Origin of the sequence: Janthinobacterium sp. RA13 (assembly GCF_000745325.1) — a bacterium.
Lineage (GTDB): Bacteria > Pseudomonadota > Gammaproteobacteria > Burkholderiales > Burkholderiaceae_D > Janthinobacterium > Janthinobacterium rivuli.
In genome coordinates, this window is the sequence record NZ_JQNP01000001.1 from 5,316,769 (window position 1) to 5,332,397 (window position 15,629).

At 64.5% G+C, this 15,629-nt stretch carries 18 protein-coding genes; 4 read left to right on the top strand and 14 right to left on the bottom strand.

Annotated elements, in window-relative coordinates; all coding sequences use genetic code 11:
- The first annotated feature begins 22 nt into the window (after positions 1–22).
- The gene (locus tag FG13_RS23595; protein ID WP_035824872.1) at positions 23–232 is read left to right on the top strand and encodes a FitA-like ribbon-helix-helix domain-containing protein; all 210 of its coding nucleotides are present in this window, start codon (positions 23–25) and stop codon (positions 230–232) included.
- Between the two features lie 12 nt (positions 233–244).
- Positions 245–661 (top strand): hypothetical protein, encoded by a 417-nt coding sequence (locus FG13_RS23600; protein ID WP_035824875.1) that lies wholly within the window; start codon positions 245–247, stop codon positions 659–661.
- Between the two features lie 23 nt (positions 662–684).
- On the opposite strand, the gene yacG is transcribed toward FG13_RS23600, so the two are convergent.
- The 6 genes from yacG to FG13_RS23630 form a co-directional block, all read right to left on the bottom strand.
- Entirely contained in the window at positions 685–876 is a 192-nt protein-coding gene (yacG, locus tag FG13_RS23605; RefSeq protein WP_034748814.1) for a DNA gyrase inhibitor YacG, read from the bottom strand.
- 17 nt (positions 877–893) lie between these two features.
- Positions 894–1,649, bottom strand: a complete 756-nt coding sequence (zapD, locus tag FG13_RS23610; RefSeq protein WP_035824877.1) for a cell division protein ZapD — start codon at positions 1,647–1,649, stop codon at positions 894–896.
- 62 nt (positions 1,650–1,711) lie between these two features.
- Positions 1,712–2,359 (bottom strand): dephospho-CoA kinase, encoded by a 648-nt coding sequence (gene coaE / locus FG13_RS23615; RefSeq protein WP_035824880.1) that lies wholly within the window; start codon positions 2,357–2,359, stop codon positions 1,712–1,714.
- A 22-nt stretch (positions 2,360–2,381) separates the two neighbouring features.
- Positions 2,382–3,251, bottom strand: a complete 870-nt coding sequence (locus tag FG13_RS23620) for a prepilin peptidase (RefSeq protein WP_035824882.1) — start codon at positions 3,249–3,251, stop codon at positions 2,382–2,384.
- A gap of 106 nt (positions 3,252–3,357) precedes the next feature.
- On the bottom strand, positions 3,358–4,554 hold the full coding sequence (locus tag FG13_RS23625; RefSeq protein WP_035824883.1) for a type II secretion system F family protein: 1,197 nt from the start codon (positions 4,552–4,554) through the stop codon (positions 3,358–3,360).
- A 73-nt stretch (positions 4,555–4,627) separates the two neighbouring features.
- Complete coding sequence (locus FG13_RS23630) at positions 4,628–6,100, bottom strand: DHA2 family efflux MFS transporter permease subunit (RefSeq protein ID WP_225243832.1); 1,473 nt, start codon at positions 6,098–6,100, stop codon at positions 4,628–4,630.
- Between the two features lie 168 nt (positions 6,101–6,268).
- Here FG13_RS23630 and FG13_RS23635 point away from each other — a divergent pair, with 168 nt between their 5' ends.
- Positions 6,269–7,240, top strand: a complete 972-nt coding sequence (locus FG13_RS23635; protein ID WP_161784208.1) for a helix-turn-helix domain-containing protein — start codon at positions 6,269–6,271, stop codon at positions 7,238–7,240.
- A 116-nt stretch (positions 7,241–7,356) separates the two neighbouring features.
- Entirely contained in the window at positions 7,357–8,511 is a 1,155-nt protein-coding gene (locus FG13_RS29160) for a hypothetical protein (protein ID WP_051959387.1), read from the top strand.
- Between the two features lie 66 nt (positions 8,512–8,577).
- Here FG13_RS29160 and FG13_RS23645 read toward each other — a convergent pair whose 3' ends face one another.
- From FG13_RS23645 to FG13_RS23680, 8 genes are read right to left on the bottom strand one after another with little or no spacing between them, the layout of a single operon-like run.
- Complete coding sequence (locus FG13_RS23645) at positions 8,578–10,032, bottom strand: cobyric acid synthase (RefSeq protein WP_035824889.1); 1,455 nt, start codon at positions 10,030–10,032, stop codon at positions 8,578–8,580.
- Positions 10,029–10,826: an ABC transporter substrate-binding protein gene (locus FG13_RS23650; RefSeq protein ID WP_035824893.1), complete on the bottom strand. Its 798-nt coding sequence runs from the start codon at positions 10,824–10,826 to the stop codon at positions 10,029–10,031. Before FG13_RS23650 ends, FG13_RS23645 begins: the two co-directional genes overlap by 4 nt.
- A complete protein-coding gene (locus FG13_RS23655) occupies positions 10,823–11,725 on the bottom strand; it encodes a cobalamin-binding protein (protein WP_035824896.1) in 903 nt (300 codons plus the stop codon). The genes FG13_RS23650 and FG13_RS23655 overlap by 4 nt, the downstream gene beginning before the upstream one ends.
- Positions 11,722–12,708 carry a threonine-phosphate decarboxylase CobD gene (cobD, locus tag FG13_RS23660; protein WP_035824898.1) on the bottom strand — a complete coding sequence of 329 codons (987 nt, stop codon included), beginning with the start codon at positions 12,706–12,708 and terminating at the stop codon, positions 11,722–11,724. Before cobD ends, FG13_RS23655 begins: the two co-directional genes overlap by 4 nt.
- Entirely contained in the window at positions 12,701–13,654 is a 954-nt protein-coding gene (gene cbiB, locus FG13_RS23665) for an adenosylcobinamide-phosphate synthase CbiB (protein WP_035824901.1), read from the bottom strand. The genes cobD and cbiB overlap by 8 nt, the downstream gene beginning before the upstream one ends.
- A complete protein-coding gene (gene cobU / locus FG13_RS23670; RefSeq protein ID WP_035824904.1) occupies positions 13,648–14,214 on the bottom strand; it encodes a bifunctional adenosylcobinamide kinase/adenosylcobinamide-phosphate guanylyltransferase in 567 nt (188 codons plus the stop codon). The genes cbiB and cobU overlap by 7 nt, the downstream gene beginning before the upstream one ends.
- 7 nt (positions 14,215–14,221) lie before the next feature.
- Positions 14,222–14,854 (bottom strand): cob(I)yrinic acid a,c-diamide adenosyltransferase, encoded by a 633-nt coding sequence (gene cobO, locus FG13_RS23675; protein WP_035824906.1) that lies wholly within the window; start codon positions 14,852–14,854, stop codon positions 14,222–14,224.
- Positions 14,851–15,624, bottom strand: coding sequence for an ABC transporter ATP-binding protein (locus FG13_RS23680; protein WP_035824908.1), 774 nt, complete (start codon positions 15,622–15,624; stop codon positions 14,851–14,853). The genes cobO and FG13_RS23680 overlap by 4 nt, the downstream gene beginning before the upstream one ends.
- Between the last annotated feature and the right edge of the window lie 5 nt (positions 15,625–15,629).

Below are 15,629 nucleotides of genomic sequence, written 5' to 3' on the forward strand. Positions count from 1 at the left end.
ATCACGCACCGGGGAGTCTCGCATGCCGCTGACACTGACCTTTACCGATACCGATGAATTGCTGATCGCCGCCTTGCACAAGCGTGCCCGCGCGCATGGGCGCAGCATCGAAGACGAGCACCGCGACATCCTGCGCAGCGCCTTGCGTCCCCTGCCGAAGCGCCCGCTCGACGATATTTTACGCAGCATGCCCGACGTGGGGCTGGATGCGGATTTCGAGCGCCGCTCCTGAATTGCCACGCTGATGCCCGGCTATCTGCTCGATGCCGATGTGATCGTTGCTGCGCGCAAGGGCAGCGCCGTGCCGGCGGGCGTGGCCGGTTTTTTCGAGCGGGTGGCGCCGGAGATGCGCTATGTGCCGGTGCAAGTGATCGCGCAATTGCGCGCAGGGATACAGTGCAGCTGGCGGCGCGAGGCGGCGCTGGAAGCACTGGCGCTGGAAGGCTGGCTGGAAGCCGTGCTGGCGGAATATGCGCCCCGTTTGCTGGAATTCGACCTCGATTGCGCCCTCGTGTGCGCGCGCCTGCATGGCCGTGGCCACGCGCACGGCGTCGATAGGCAGATCGCGGCGATGGGCATCGCCTATGGCTTGACGGTGGCCAGCGGCAGGCTCGACAGTTTCGCGGCGCAGGGGCTGCGCCTGGAAAATCCGTTTATTTGAGGCTTATGGTGGCTTATTAGGGCTTATTGCGGCTTGTTGTCTTCGTCCGCGAGGGGATCTTCAAACGGGTCGGCGGCGGGGATCGTGTATTTCTCTTCGGCCCAGGCACCCAGGTCGATCTGCTTGCAGCGTTCCGAGCAGAAGGGGCGGAATTTGTTGGCTTCAGTCCATTCGACTTTTGCAGCACAGGTAGGGCAGTTAACGACGGTCATGATGGGGCAATAAGTAACAGTTAAAAATTACAGAGCGTGAGCTCGAACGGGACATCTTCTTCCAGCGGCTTGGGTTTCAAGTCGCCGCCCTGGGTGGTGAAGCGTACCCACAGCATGTATTTGTTGGCGGAAATTTCCGGGATGGCGCCACTGTTTTCATCCAGGCTCAGGCGCAGCATCTGGTACACCTTGCCTTGCAGCATTTGCTGGTAGCTGCCGCCATTGGCGATCAGTTTAACGGGTCCGCCGGAATCGCGCAGCAGGCGCAATACGAGGGCCAGCGCATCGAACAGCGGCGCCAGCGGGGCGAACCACGCGTGGATATCGGTCAGGCGCTGTTCCGAGCTGCGTTTTTGCCAGGCAAAGTACGATGGCAAGTCGAATTCGCAGGCGCCGCCCGGGATGATGGTGCGGCCGCGGATGCTCATCAGCCATTCATTGTCGCGGATATTCTGGCCCGTCTTGCCCTGCGCCGCCACCAGGGCGCCGCTGACACTGTCGAGTTCGGCCAAGATGGCATCGAGGGTTTCCGGCTCCACATTCGGATTGCTGCGGTAACCGAGCAGGCTTTGGCGCTGGCGTTCGAGTTCTTGCAGCAGGTCGGACTTCAGGTCGGCGCGGCCGGCCACTTCGAGCATATCGAAAATAGTTGCCAAGGCAACATGGTGCTGCATTGCATGTTCTTGCTGGATGAAGAACTTGAATTTGTCGTACAGGTCTTCCAGCCGCAACAAGGTACGTATGCGTTCGTTGAAAGGGTATTCGTAGACAATCAAAATAATTCCCTTAAGTAAGGACCTGCAAACAATCCCGTGATTTTGAACCAAGCGTCGACAAATTACAAACGTTGCGGGGCCATTCCGGCCATTCTTTTTGAAAATGCCAGATATAAATCGTGCAACTGGGCAATCTGCGGTTCCAGGGACGCCAAATCGCCATTGTTGTCGATCACGTCGTCCGCCGCCGCCAGGCGCATGGCGCGCGTGGCCTGCGTGGCCATGATGGCTTTGACTTGTTCTTCCGATAAGCCATTGCGCGCCATCACGCGCGACACTTGCAGGCTTTCCAGGCAATCGATGACCAGTACCCGGTTGACCCGCTCTACCCAGCCGCCCGACTCGACGAGCAGGGGCACGGCAAAGATCACGTAGCTGCCCGTTGCTGCTTCGGCCGCCGCCAGGGTGGCCTGGCGGATGCGCGGGTGCAGGATGGCTTCCAGTTTCGCCTTGGCGGCGGCGTCGGCAAACACGAGGTTGCGCATTTTGGTACGGTCGAGGGCGCCGCGCGCGTCCGCGTAGTCGGCGCCGAACTCCGCCACCAGGGCAGGCATGGCCGCACCGTTTGGCGCCGTCAGACTGTGCGCGATCAGGTCGGTGTCGACGATGGAGGCGCCGCGCGCGGCGAACATGTCGGCCACCGTGCTCTTGCCGCAACCGATGCCGCCCGTGAGACCGACGCTGAAATAGGGGGCGTTTTGTATGTGCATGTCTGTTTCCAAAGGAAGGCCATCAGCCGGCCAGGCCCAGCGTCAGTTGTGACAGGGGCGTGCGGTACAGCAGGGCGATCAGGCCCGCAGCCGCCAGGTAGGGGCCGAACGGAATCGGCTTGTCGCGCCCGCGCTTGGCAAACACGATCAGGCCGATGCCGACCACGGCGCCGACCAGCGATGACAATAATATGATCGTCGGCAGCATGGTCCAGCCCAGCCACGCACCTAGCGCCGCCAGCAATTTGAAGTCACCATAGCCCATTCCCTCCTTGCCTGTCGCCAGCTTGAAGGCCCAGTACACGCCCCACAAGGCCAGGTAGCCGGCGGCCGCGCCGATGACGGCGTCTTGCAGCGGCACGAAAGTGCCGTTGATATTGACCAGCAGTCCCGCCCACAGCAGAGGAAAGGTGAGGTCGTCGGGCAGCATTTGCGTATCGGCATCGATGAAGGTCATGGCGATCAGCAGCCAGGCAAACACGAGCGTGGCGAGACCGGTCCAGCCGCTGCCGAAGTGCCAGATCAACAGAGCCGACAGGGCCCCCGTCAGCACTTCCACCATCGGGTAGCGCACGGAGATGGGCGACTTGCACGCGCTGCACTTGCCGCGCAGCAGCAGGTAACTGAGGACGGGAATGTTTTCCATGGCCGTGATGCGGTGGCCGCAAGCGGTACAGTTCGAGTGCGGCAGCATCAGGTTGTAGCGGTCCGTGTGCGGCAAGGGCAAGCCGCTTTCTTCCGCCACGTAATTATCGGATTCGCGCTGCATCATTTTCGGCACGCGGTGGATCACCACGTTCAGGAAACTGCCGACGATCAGGCCGAACAGGGCGGCGGCGAGGGCGACGGGCAGATTGCCGGGCGCGGCGAACAGCAGGGTATCTTGCAGCATGGTGGACTAGTCTGAGGTGATGATGTTGCCGCGCAAACATTGCCTGGCACTGCCGCAGTGTAAAACATCTGCCGATGCATGGGGACGTTTTGCGCAGGGTGTATGGTCAAATCACCGCCCCCAGCTTGAAAATCGGCAAATACAGAGCGATCACGAGGGAACCGACGAGCACGCCCAGCACGACCATCAGCGCCGGCTCCAGCAGCGTGGAAAGGGTGGCCACGGTGGCGTCGATGTCGGCCTCGATGATGTCGGCCGCGCGCGACAGCATGGCGTCGAGCGCGCCCGATTCCTCACCGATCAGGGCCAGCTGCGTCAGCAGCGGGGGAAACACGGCGCTGTGTTCCATGGCCAGGGCCAGGCTGCCGCCGGCGCGGATTTCGCGTTCGATGCGCGTCGTCGCTTCCTGGTACAGCGGGTGGCCGGAGGCGGCGCCTACCAGGCCGAGCGAGTCGAGCAGCGGCACGCCGGCGGCGAACATGGCCGCCAGGGTGCGCGTCCAGCGGGCGATTGCCTCCTTGCGCAAGAGCGGACCGAAGACGGGCAGGCGCAGCGCCCGCAGTTGCGTGTCGCGCCGCAAGGCGGGCCAGCGGCGCCAGGCCAGGTGCAGCAGCAGGCAAGCGAGCACGAGCGCCGCCAGCAAGGCCAGCCAGTAGCGGACAACAAAGGCGGACACGCCCATGACGACGAGGGTGGGCAGCGGCAAGGGCGCGCCAAAGCTGTCGAAGACCTGGCGGAATGCGGGCACGACCACGCTCATGATGATGGCCGTGACGACGATGGCGACGAGCACGATGACGAGCGGATACATCAGCGCGCCGCGTACCTGCCGCCGCAGAGTGATGGCTTTTTCCTGGTGCGTGGCCAGGCGCGCCAGCAATTCCTGCACGATGCCCGCCTGTTCGCCGGCCGCCAGCAGGTTGCAGTACAGCTCGTCAAACAGCAGAGGAAACTGGCGAAATGCCTGCTGCAGGCTGCTGCCCGCTTCGATGTCGTGGCGCAAGTCGCGCATCAGCTCGGTGACGGCCGGTTTGGCGTGGCCCTTGCCGGCGATGTCGAAGGCGTGCAGCAGCGGCACGCCGGCCGCCATCATGGTCGACAACTGTCGCGTGAACAGGGCGATATCCTTGCGCGTGATGGCTTTGCCGGGCGCGCTGCGCGCAGCCTGCACCCGCTTCGCGAGGATGCCCTGGCGTCGTAGTGCGGCCTTGGCAGCGCTGGCGTCGGCGGCGCGCAAGACGCCATCGACCGCCTGGCCATGGCGGTCCGTGCCCTTCCACGCAAAGCGCCGCTCGGCCGCCATGTGCACCTCCTGCCGTCACGGTAGCAGTGGCAGGCCAAAGCGCCAGCGGCGCTGGCGGCAAGCTTGATGTGGCTCAGCCTTTCGTGGTTTGCACTTCCGTCTGGACAACGGCCTGGGCCTTCACGTCGGCCGCATCGTCCTCGTCGCTGTCCGTGCCCTTGCTGATGCTTTCGCCATCGTCGCGGCGCAAGGTCCAGAAGGTCAGCGAAGACAGCACCGTCAGCGCGGCCAGGGTCAGGAAGGTATGGTGCAGGGCCGTGCTGAGCATGGCGCGGTCCGACTGCGGCATGTCGCCCAGGTACCAGCCCGTGATCAGCGAACCGAAGGCGAGGCCAAAGCTCATCGACAGTTGCTGCATCGAACTGGCGATGGTGCTGGCCATGCTCGAATCGCTCTTGTCGACGTCGGCATACGCGATGGTGTTCATGCTGGAAAACTGCAGCGAATTGAAAAAGCCCATGCACAGGCTGATGGCGACGATCACGTACAGGGGCGTGCCCACGCTTACCTGTGAAAACATGGCGATGGTGACGCCGATCAGCACGGTGTTGACGATCAGTACCTGGCGATAGCCGAAGCGTGCCAGCACGCGCGCGGAAATGAATTTCATGCCCATGGCGGCCGCGGCCGACGGCATCATCAGCAAGCCGGACTGCCAGGCGGGCAAGCCCAGGCCCAGCTGGTACAGCAGCGGCAAGAGGAAGGGCAGGCCGCCCACGCCCAGGCGCGTGACGAAGCCGCCCACGACGGAGACGCGGAAGGTGCGGATCTTGAACAGGGTCAGGCGCAGCAGCGGGTGCAGCACTTCGCTCGAATGCCAGGCATACGCGGCCAGCAGGCTGATGGAAATGAACAGCAGCACGGCAAACGAGGTGCCGTCGATGCGGTGCTCGCCAAAGATTTCCAGCAGCCACGACAGCAGCGCGATGCCCGTGCCGAACAGCACCAGGCCGATCAGGTCCAGCGGACGGGGCTTGTCGCCATAGTAATCGGGCATGTAGCGGTGCGCCAGGTACAGCGCCACCAGGCCGACAGGCACGTTGACGAAGAAAATCTCGCGCCACGACAGCCAGTGCACGATCAGCCCGCCCACCGTGGGTCCCAGCAGGGGACCGATCAGGGCGGGGATGATGACGAAATTCATGGCCGCCAGCAATTGCGACTTGGGAAAGGTGCGGATGATCGTGAGCCTGCCCACCGGCATCATCATGGCCGCGCCCACCCCTTGCAGCAGGCGCGCGGCCACCAGCATGGGGGCATTCACGGACAGGCCGCACAGGATGGAGGCGAGGGTAAAGATGGCAACGGCGGCGGAAAACACGCGCCGCGTGCCGAAGCGGTCGGCCATCCAGCCGCTGATGGGAATGCACACGGCCAGGCTCAGGATGTAGCTGGTGACGACGGCCTTCAGGCTCAGCGGCGTCACGTTCAGGCTGGCAGCCATGGCGGGGATGGCGGTGTTGACGATGGTGGAGTCGAGTTGCTCCATGAACAGGGCGGTGGCGACCACCCAGGGAAGGTAGCTTTTAATCGGGGAACTGGTCATGGATGCGAGCCTGAGGAGGAAAAACGGAGCCGACAGTACGACGAATTGTCACATAAATGGCGCCGGCGTGCCGTCCGTGCCCTCTGCTTGGCCATAATTGCTATGTTGACATGCCTCTTGCCGCGCAGCACAATGCCGCCATTCCTGGATGAAAACGGACTCGGTACGATGAGAGAATTGAATCACCTGATCCTGAATCTGTATGGCAGTGCGCAGGAATGCACGACGGGCGAGTTCCAGGGACAGGCGCTCGACATGCTGAGGCAGGCGCTTTCCTTCGATTCCGCCGCCATCATCGCCGCCTCTTTTTCTCCTGACATGGCGATTTCGCTGCACAGCCTGCACATGTATCAGCAACCGATAGAGAAACTGGCGGACCGCAAGGCGCTCGTCAGCCCGGACACGATCCTGGCCGATGCCTGCCGTTCGCGCGGCCGCTGCGTGACGATGGCGTCGGCCGAGATCGATCGGCGCTACCTGGACTTGCATGCCTACTGCAGGAAATATGCGATTGCCCACAGCATGGTGCTGATTTCACCGGCCACCCACCATGCCAACCTGGACCTGATTGCCTTGTGGCGGGCAGGGCCGGAACGCGCCTATTCCGCTACTGAAATTGAACTGGGCAACCTGCTGTTGCCGCACCTGACCCAGGCGCAGGCGATCAACAGCCGTTTGTTCCTGGCAACGGATACGCAGCCGTCACCTGGCAGTGTGCGCCTGCTGGCCAGCCTGAATGGCTGCCTGCAATATATGGAGCCGATTGCCGCCGACATGCTGCAGCGGGAGTGGCCCGAATGGGACCCGCCCATGTTGCCGGCGGACTTTGTTGCACAATTGCGGCGCCCCGGCCTCGGCCGCTACACGGGCAAAACCCTGGTGGCGCAAGTGACGGAACTGGGCGGCTACCTGTATATCCAGCTGGCGCAGCGCCCGGCGGGGCGGTCGCTGACCGGCGTCGAAAGCGCTGTGGCGCGCCTGGCGGCCACCGGCCTCAGTTACAAGGATATTGCCCGGCAACAAGGGGTATCGCCGGCCACCGTCAGGAATCAGTTGCACAGCGTATATGCCAAGCTCGATGTCGGCAACAAGACGGCGCTGGCCGCGGCGCTGACTGTGCTGACCGAGATGTTGCCGTAGAAAGTCCATAGAACAATTGTCCTATAGTAATAACTTCCAGCCGGATCTAGCATGAGCGTTGTCGTTGCGAGTCCTGTGTCATTCGCAATTTGTCCCGCAATCCTGGAAGGTCACTGATGAAGAATGCAATTTCGATCGTTTTATTTGGCGCGGCCCTGTCCGCATGCGGTGGCGGCAGCGATGGCGGCACGCCGGATGCACCCGTCACGCCGCCCGTCGTGGTCACGCCTCCCGTCGTTCCCGCCGACAGCGTGACGGTGGCATCCGAAGCCGTGGCCAAGCAGGCTGGCCTGAGCGTCATCGCCGGCGCCAGTGCCGATGAAAGCGTGTATGACGTGGCCGCCGATATCGGCGACACGTGGCGCATCACGTTCGACAGCGCCAAAAAAACCTTCAACGTCAAGGTGCTGTCGACGCAGTTCGGCCTGGTCGACCGCAGCGGCACGTTCAGCGCCACCACCACCGGCAGTATCACGACCTATGCCGGCACCGACCTGAGCCTGAGTGTCGACGCGCGCACGCGCTTGCTGACAGGGACTGTGAAACTGGGCAACATGAATTCCAATGTCAGCGGCAGCGGCTATGCCGTCACGGACGTGGCCAAGCTGGCCGGCAGCTATATTTTCCTGGGCGCCATGCGCAATGCCTCGAACGGCGGCGACCGTTTCAATCCGAAAGGAAGTCTCAAGGTGGCGGCCGATGGCAGTGCGCAACTGTGCAATGGCGGCGTGTTCAATGCGCAAGGCGTGTGTTCCGCGGTATCGCCGCAGCTGGAAGCGGAAAACGCCAGCCTGACCCTGGTCAAGGATGCGAAGAATGGCTTGCTCGTCGCCCGCCAGGGTGACCAGGACTTCGGCATCGTGCACGTGCACGCGGGCGACCGTGGGCTGGCGCTGTTCATCGACCGCTACAGCCGCAACCAGCAGAACGTGCTGCGCGTGGGCACCATCGTGGCGGCCAAACAGCAAAAGATCGGCACCGAAATCGCCGGCAGTTACGCTTGCGCTGCGCCTGGCATCAGCGCGAAGATCGTCGTTGCCGGCAGCACCGCCACCATCACCAACAACACCGCTGGCAAGACGCACGCCGAAACCATCACCGTCAACAAGCTGGGCCTGGGCGCGCAGGCCGTCGATTTCGATGGCGTCGCCGTGTTCAAGGATCCCGCCGACGTGCCGGCGGATTATTCGATGTTCATGCCGGTGTCGTCGAGCATGGCGGTCGAATTCTCGACCGACCGCTCGTATATGGGCACGTGCCTGAAAAATTAAGGGGTGCTGCCACGTGCCTGTGTGAGTAGGTCGGGTTAGCCGGTACGGCGTAACCCGACACCACCATCAACGTGGCAGTCGTTCCAGCGCATCCATCAACGGCATCGCCGCGTCGGCAATCCGCTCCAGGCTGGCCTCGCGCAGGGCGGCCGTGTCCACCGTGTGGCCGGAGTCCAGCCCCGCCCAGCGCAGCAGCGCCGAACACGCGGCGGGCGTATCGAACATGCCGTGCAAATGGCTGCCGAGGATTTGCCCGTCGCCCGACACGGCGCCCTCCGGCCGCCCATCGATGACAAAGGCCGGCTGCGCCAGCGCCGCGCCATGCGAGACGCCCATGTGGATTTCATAGCCTGCGACGCGCGCATCGGCCGCGCCGGCAAACGCGCAGCGGCCGCTCACCTGTTCCAGGCGTTTTTCGCTTGTCAGTTCCGTCACCATGTCCAGCAATCCCAGCGCCGTTGACTCTCCCGCTGCGCCTTCCACGCCCAGCGGATCGCGCACGCTTTGCCCCAGCATCTGGAAGCCGCCGCAGATGCCCAGCACCTTGCCGCCGTAGCGCAGGTGTTTCGCCAGATAGGCGGGCCAGCCATGCTGCCGCAGCCAGGCCAGGTCGCCGCGCGTGTTTTTACTGCCAGGCAGGATCACCAGGTCGGCCGCTGGAATCGGCTGCCCTTGCTGGATGAATTGCAGGTCGACCTCGGGGTGGGCGCGCAACGCGTCGAAGTCCGTGTGGTTGCTGATGCGCGGCAGTTGCGGCACCACCACCTTGAAGGCGCCCCGTTCGGCCTGCATCGCTTCGACGGCGTCTTCCGCGTCGAGAAACAGGCCGTGCAGATAGGGCAGCACGGCCAGCACGGGCTTGCCCGTCTGCTGCTCGAGCCATTCGATGCCGGGCGTAAGCAGCGAGATGTCGCCGCGGAAGCGGTTGATGACGAAGCCGACGATGCGCGCCCGCTCGCTGTCGGACAGGCACGCCAGGGTGCCGATGATGTGGGCGAAGACGCCGCCACGGTCGATATCGGCCACCAGGATAACGGGACAGTCGACGGCTTCGGCAAAGCCCATGTTGGCGATGTCGCGCGCACGTAGGTTGACTTCGGCGGGGCTGCCCGCGCCTTCGACGATGACGGCGGCATATTGCTGGCGCAGTCGCGCGTACGATTCGAGCACGGCGTCCATGGCGATGGTTTTATATTGCTGGTAGTCGCGCGCATCCATCTCGGCGCGCACCTTGCCATGGATGATCACCTGCGCGCCCGTGTTCGACGACGGTTTCAAGAGTACCGGGTTCATGTCCGTGTGCGGCGCGATGCCGCAGGCCAGCGCCTGCAAGGCTTGCGCGCGGCCGATTTCTCCGCCGTCGCTCGTCACGGCGCTATTCAAGGCCATGTTTTGCGGCTTGAACGGTGCTACCGTCACGCCACGGCGTTTCAATAATCGGCACAGGGCTGCGACGACGGTGCTCTTGCCCGCGTCGGACGTCGTGCCTTGCACCATCAGGGCGGGAAAGGGACTCTTCATGTTTGCTGCTCTTGCCAGGCTGCGATGATGTCACTGATCTGGCGCAGCCCTTCGGTAATCGCCGCCGGACCGGGCGACAGGATGTCGGGCGACTTGATCTCGAACAGCATCTGGTTTCTCACTGCGGGAATTGCATCCCAGCCCGGGCGTGCCGCCAGCTGCGCCGGCTGGAACTTCTTGCCGCACCAGCTGGCGAGGATGATGTCGGGCGCGCGCGTCACGACGGCCAAAGGATCTGCGATGATGCGCTCCTTCGCGCCAGGATGCGCGGACAATTCCGGAAAGGCGTCCGTGCCGCCGGCGATCTCGATCAATTCCGCCGCCCAGCCGATGCCGCTCATCAGGGGATCGTTCCACTCTTCAAAGTACATCACGGGCTTGCGCGTCCAGGGGGCGGCGCGGGTGCGGGCGGCGGCGATGTCGGCGCGCAGGCTGGCGATCAGTACTTTGCCCGCTTCTTCGCGCTGCACCAGGGCGGCCAGCACGGCGATCATGCGCAGGATGCCCTCCACCGTGCGCTGGTTGAACTGGTGCACTTCGATGCCGGCCTTGACCAGGTCGCGGCAGATATCGGCCTGCATGTCGCAAAAACCGATCACGAGATCCGGCTTCACTGCCAGGATACGTTCCAGGTTCGTGGACGAAAAGCCGCTGATTTTGGTCTTTTCCTCGCGCGCGCGGGGAGGGCGCACGGTAAAGCCGGAGATGCCGGCGATGACGTCTTCCGCGCCCAGCGCATACAGCGTCTCCACGGCTTCCGTCGACAAACAGGCGATGCGCTGGTAGTGGCTCATTGCGCCGCCTTGCTGGTGCGGCGCTGGCGCGCCACTTCCAGCTGTTCGCACATGGCGGCCGTGCCGTCGATCATGCGCGGGCCGGCGCGGTTCAGCAGGTCGCCATTCAGGCGGAACAGGTTATTTTTGCGCACGGCCGTCATCGACGGGAAGGCGCGCCACATGGCCAGGCCGCCTTCGCTGCGCGGATCGCTTTTTTCGCTGGTGCCGAAGATGACTTCCGGGTCTTCCTGCAGCACGCCTTCCGGGGTGACGACGGGCGCCACTACCTTCATCGCGGCGAACACATTCTGGCCGCCGCACAGGCGCATGGAGTCGCTGATGATACTCGCGCCGCTCAATGTATATAGCGGTTTGTCCCACACCTGGTAAAACACGCGCACGGGCGGACGCTGCGCGTATTGCGCCGTCAAGCTGGCCAGTTTGGCGCGCAGCTGGGCGGCGGCTGGCTTGGCGGTTTTCTCCGTGCCCATCAACTGGCCCAGGCGTTCCATGCTGTCGGGGATGTCGGCCAGCTTGCGCGGTTCGCTGTGATAGATGGGTACCTTCAGCTGGCGCAGCATGGCGATCTGGCGTTCGGCGCTGCCATGCATCCACACGACGATCAGATCCGGCTTCAGGGCGATGATGCGCTCCATGTCGTACTGGCGGTTGTCGCCCACTTGCGTGATCTTCTTTGCCGCTTCCGGATAGTCGCTGTAGCTGACGACGCCGGCGATCTTCTCGCCGCCGCCGGCCGCGAACAGCAGCTCCGTCACGTGCGGCGCCAGCGCCAGGATGCGCTGTGCCGGCTTTTCCACGGTGACGGTATTGCCGTCGTCGTCGCGCACGCTGATGGCGGCGTGTGTTTGCAGCGAGACCAAGCCAGCCAGCAGCAGCGATATTTTCAGGATTTTCATGTGTGCTTCCATGTGGTGAGGGCCTGCTGCAGGCGCAGCCAGGCGTGTTCGTCGGGGGGCAGGCCCAGGCGGATGCCGTGGGCCGCGTGGCGGAACAGGCGCACCCAGATGCCTGCTTCCGCCATGTGGCGCCAGAACGTTTCGGCGCATGCTTCCGGCCACCACTGAAACAGCGCCGTACCGCTGCTGGCGATGCCGTGCGCGGCCAACAGCTGATGCAAGCGGGCGCCTTCGCCGCGCAGGCGTTCGCGCATCGCTTCCTGCCAGTGCGTGTCGGTGAGCGCAGCCAGCGCCACCTGCTGCGCCGGGCCGCTGACGCTCCACGGCCCCAGCATGTCGGCCAGTTGCACCAGCAGCGCGGGATGGGCGGCGACAAAACCCAGGCGCAGTCCCGCCAGGCCAAAGAATTTGCCCACCGAGCGCAGCACGATCAGGCCCGGCTGGCCTGTGTGCGGCCCAAGGCTGGCTTGCGCTTCCGTGTCGCCAAACGCTTCATCGACCACCAGCCAGCCGCCGCGCGCGGCCAGCTTGCCTGCCCATTCCAGCAGCAGTGCGGGCGCGATGCGCTCACCGGTGGGGTTGTTCGGGTTGCAGATGACCAGCACGTCGCAGTGGTCGACGGCATCGGCCAGCTGCGCATACGGCACTTGTCGCAATTCGTGACCATGCTGGCCCCAGTGGTGCGCGTGTTCCGCATACGACGGCGCGGCCACCACCACGCGCGACGGTGCGCGCAGCCGGGGCAGGGCCTGGATGGCGGCTTGCGTGCCGGCGACCGGCAGCATGGCCGGCGCGTCGTAGTACGCGCAGGCGGCAGCGGCCAGCGCGGGATCGGCTTCCGGCAGCCGGTGCCAGGCGTTGGCGTCGGGTGCTGGCGCTGCATACCAGTGTGGGTTGATGCCCGTCGACAGGTCGATCCAGTCGGCGATGGGCCGTCCATATTCGCGCGCGGCGTCGCGCAGGTTGCCGCCATGTTCAAGCAAGGTATTTCCCCTTCAGGTAGAACAGGCCCGCCAGCAGCGCCATCCAGATCAGCCACAACACGGCCGTCTCGGCCACCAGGCGCCAGGCGCGGTCGATGTCGCGCGCTTCGGCGGGACGGCCGCTGCCCAAAGGCGGGCGGCGTTCCAGCTCGCCGTCGTAGATGGCGTCGCCGCCCAAAGCCAGGCCCAGGGCGCCGGCGCCGCTGGCCATCACGGGTCCGGCGTTCGGGCTGCCCCAGTTGGGCGCCTGCGTGCGCCAGCAGTGCCAGGCGCGTTTTTTGTCGGCCATATTCTTGCCCAGCATGACATAGGAGATGGCCGTCAGGCGCGCCGGCAGGTAATTCAAGACGTCGTCGATGCGCGCGGCGCAGCAGCCGAACCAGTCGTAGCGTGCGTTGCGGTAACCCCACATGGCGTCGAGCGTGTTCGCCAGGCGGAACAGCACGGCGCCGGGGCCGCCCGCCACGGCAAACCAGAACAGGGTGCCAAAGACGGCGTCGTTGCCGTTTTCCAGCAGGGATTCCGTGCTGGCCTTGGCCAGGCTGGCTGCATCGGCATTGGCCGTGTCGCGGCTGACGATGCGCGCCGTCAGCAGACGTGCGTTGTCCAGGTCATCGATGGCCAGGGCGTCGGCGATCGGCTGATTGTGGTCGCGCAGGCTGCGCAAGCCCAGGCATAGATACAGCAAGAAGACGTGCAGGGCGGCACCGGCCAGGCCGCACAGCCAGTAGGCGGCATAGCTGATGGGCAGCACGGCCAGCGACCACGCCAGCGCGCCGCGCAGCAAACGCCCACGGCCCCGGTTCAGCAGGCGTTCCAGAGCGCTGGCGAAGCGGCCAAAGCCGACCAGCGGATGCCAGCGGCGCGTTTCTCCCAGCAGCAGGTCGAGCAGCACGCCGGCCGTCATCAAGGCGGCCAGCATGGGCAGCGACAGCCCGCTCAGCATGGGCCGCCTTTCAGGTGCAGGGGCAAGCCGGCGGCGACAAAAACGGCCTTGTCGCAGACGGCCGCCACGGCCTGGTTCAAGCGGCCCGCTTCATCGGTGAAGCAGCGCGAAATGGCGCCGTAGGGCACGATGCCCATGCCCACTTCATTCGATACGAGCACAATGTCGCAAGCTGTGTCTTCGATTTCCGCCAGCGCGTACAGCAGGTGCGCGCGCTCGCTGTGGAACAGTTCGGGCAGGGCGATGTCGCCCACGTCCGGATACGTCTCGCCGCTGGAAAACATCAGGTTCGTCAGCCACAGGGTCAGGCAGTCGACCAGCAGCAGGCGGCCGGGCCGTGCTTCCCGCAGGATGGCGTCGCCCAGGCGCAGCGGTTCTTCGATAGTCACCCACCCGGCCGGGCGCTGCGCACGGTGATGCGTGATACGCGTGGCCATCTCGCCGTCGCCCGCCTGCGCGGTGGCGAGGTAGAGTACCTCCTTGCCGGACTCGCGGGCCAGCTTTTCCGCATGGGCGCTCTTGCCGGAACGGGCGCCGCCGAAGACCAGGGTGCGCGTCATGGCGCTGTTACCACTCGGTGCCGATTTGTGCGCCGATGCCGGCCGCATACGCATGCTTGACGACGGCCATTTCGGTGACCGTGTCGGCGATTGCGATCAATTCATCGGGCGCGCCGCGGCCCGTGATGACCACGTGCTGCATGGCCGGGCGTTCCAGCAGGTCGGCGATGACTTTATGCACGTCGAGGTAGTTGTACTTGAGCGCGATATTGAGTTCGTCGAACAGCACCAGGCCGTAGCTGGGGTCGGCCAGGAAGGTCTTCGCCTGCTCCCATGCCAGTTCGGCTTTTTCGATGTCGCGCTCGCGGTTCTGCGTTTCCCAGGTATAGCCTTCGCCCATCGCATGAAAACTGATTTCGTCGGGGAAGCGGCGCAGGAATTTTTCTTCGCCGGTCGACATGGCGCCCTTGATGAACTGCACCACGCCCACTTTCATGCCGTGGCCCATGGCGCGGATGGCCATGCCGAAGCCGCTCGAACTCTTGCCCTTGCCATTGCCCGTGTTGACGATGATGATGCCGATTTCCTTGTCGGCCTTGGCGATGGCCGCGTCGATGATGGCCTTCTTGCGCTCCATGCGCACGCGGTGGCGCTCGTTGATGGCGGCGGTGTCCGCGTCGACGGGTTTGTTATCGTTCATTGTTGATCCTCTTTTGGTATGAATATCTTGCGTTTGCCGTGCTCGATGATCTCGATCGGGTGGCCCAGGTAGTCGCCCAGGATGGATGCCTGCATCACGTCGGCCACGGGACCGGCCAGCCAGCCGCCATCGCCCATCAGCAGCAGCGCATGGGTCGAGACGCTGTGCGCCAGGTTCAGGTCATGGCCCACCATCACCACGGTTTTATTCTGTTCGCGGCACAGCTTAGCCAGCAGGCCCATGACGCTGACCTGGTGCGCCAGGTCGAGCGCATTGGCCGGTTCATCGAGCAGCAGCAAGGGCGTGTCCTGCGCCAGCATGGCGGCGATCGCCACGCGCTGGCGTTCACCGCCGGACAGGCTGCGCACGTCGCGCTCGGCCAGGTGTTCCACTTCCATCGAGGCCAGCGCCGCCAAGGCGATGCGCTGGTCGTCGCTGCCTTCCCAGTAATGGTTGTCGTGATACGGGTGGCGCGCCGACAGCACGGTTTCGATGACGCGGTACGAGAACGCGTCGTGGCGCGCCTGCGCCAGGAAAGCCCGTTCGCGCGCCAGTGCGTCCAGCGGCCAGTCGATCAGGGCGCGGCCCTGTATCGTCACGTGGCCTGCATCCGGTTCGCGCAAGCCGGCCAGGGTGCGCAGCAAGGTGCTTTTGCCGGCGCCATTGCGGCCGATCACGCTCCAGCATTCGCCATCCCTGATGTGCCAGATGAGGTTTTCCACGAGGCAGCGCGTGCCCGCCTTCAGGCCGAGTTGGTAAGTACGTATCATGCTTT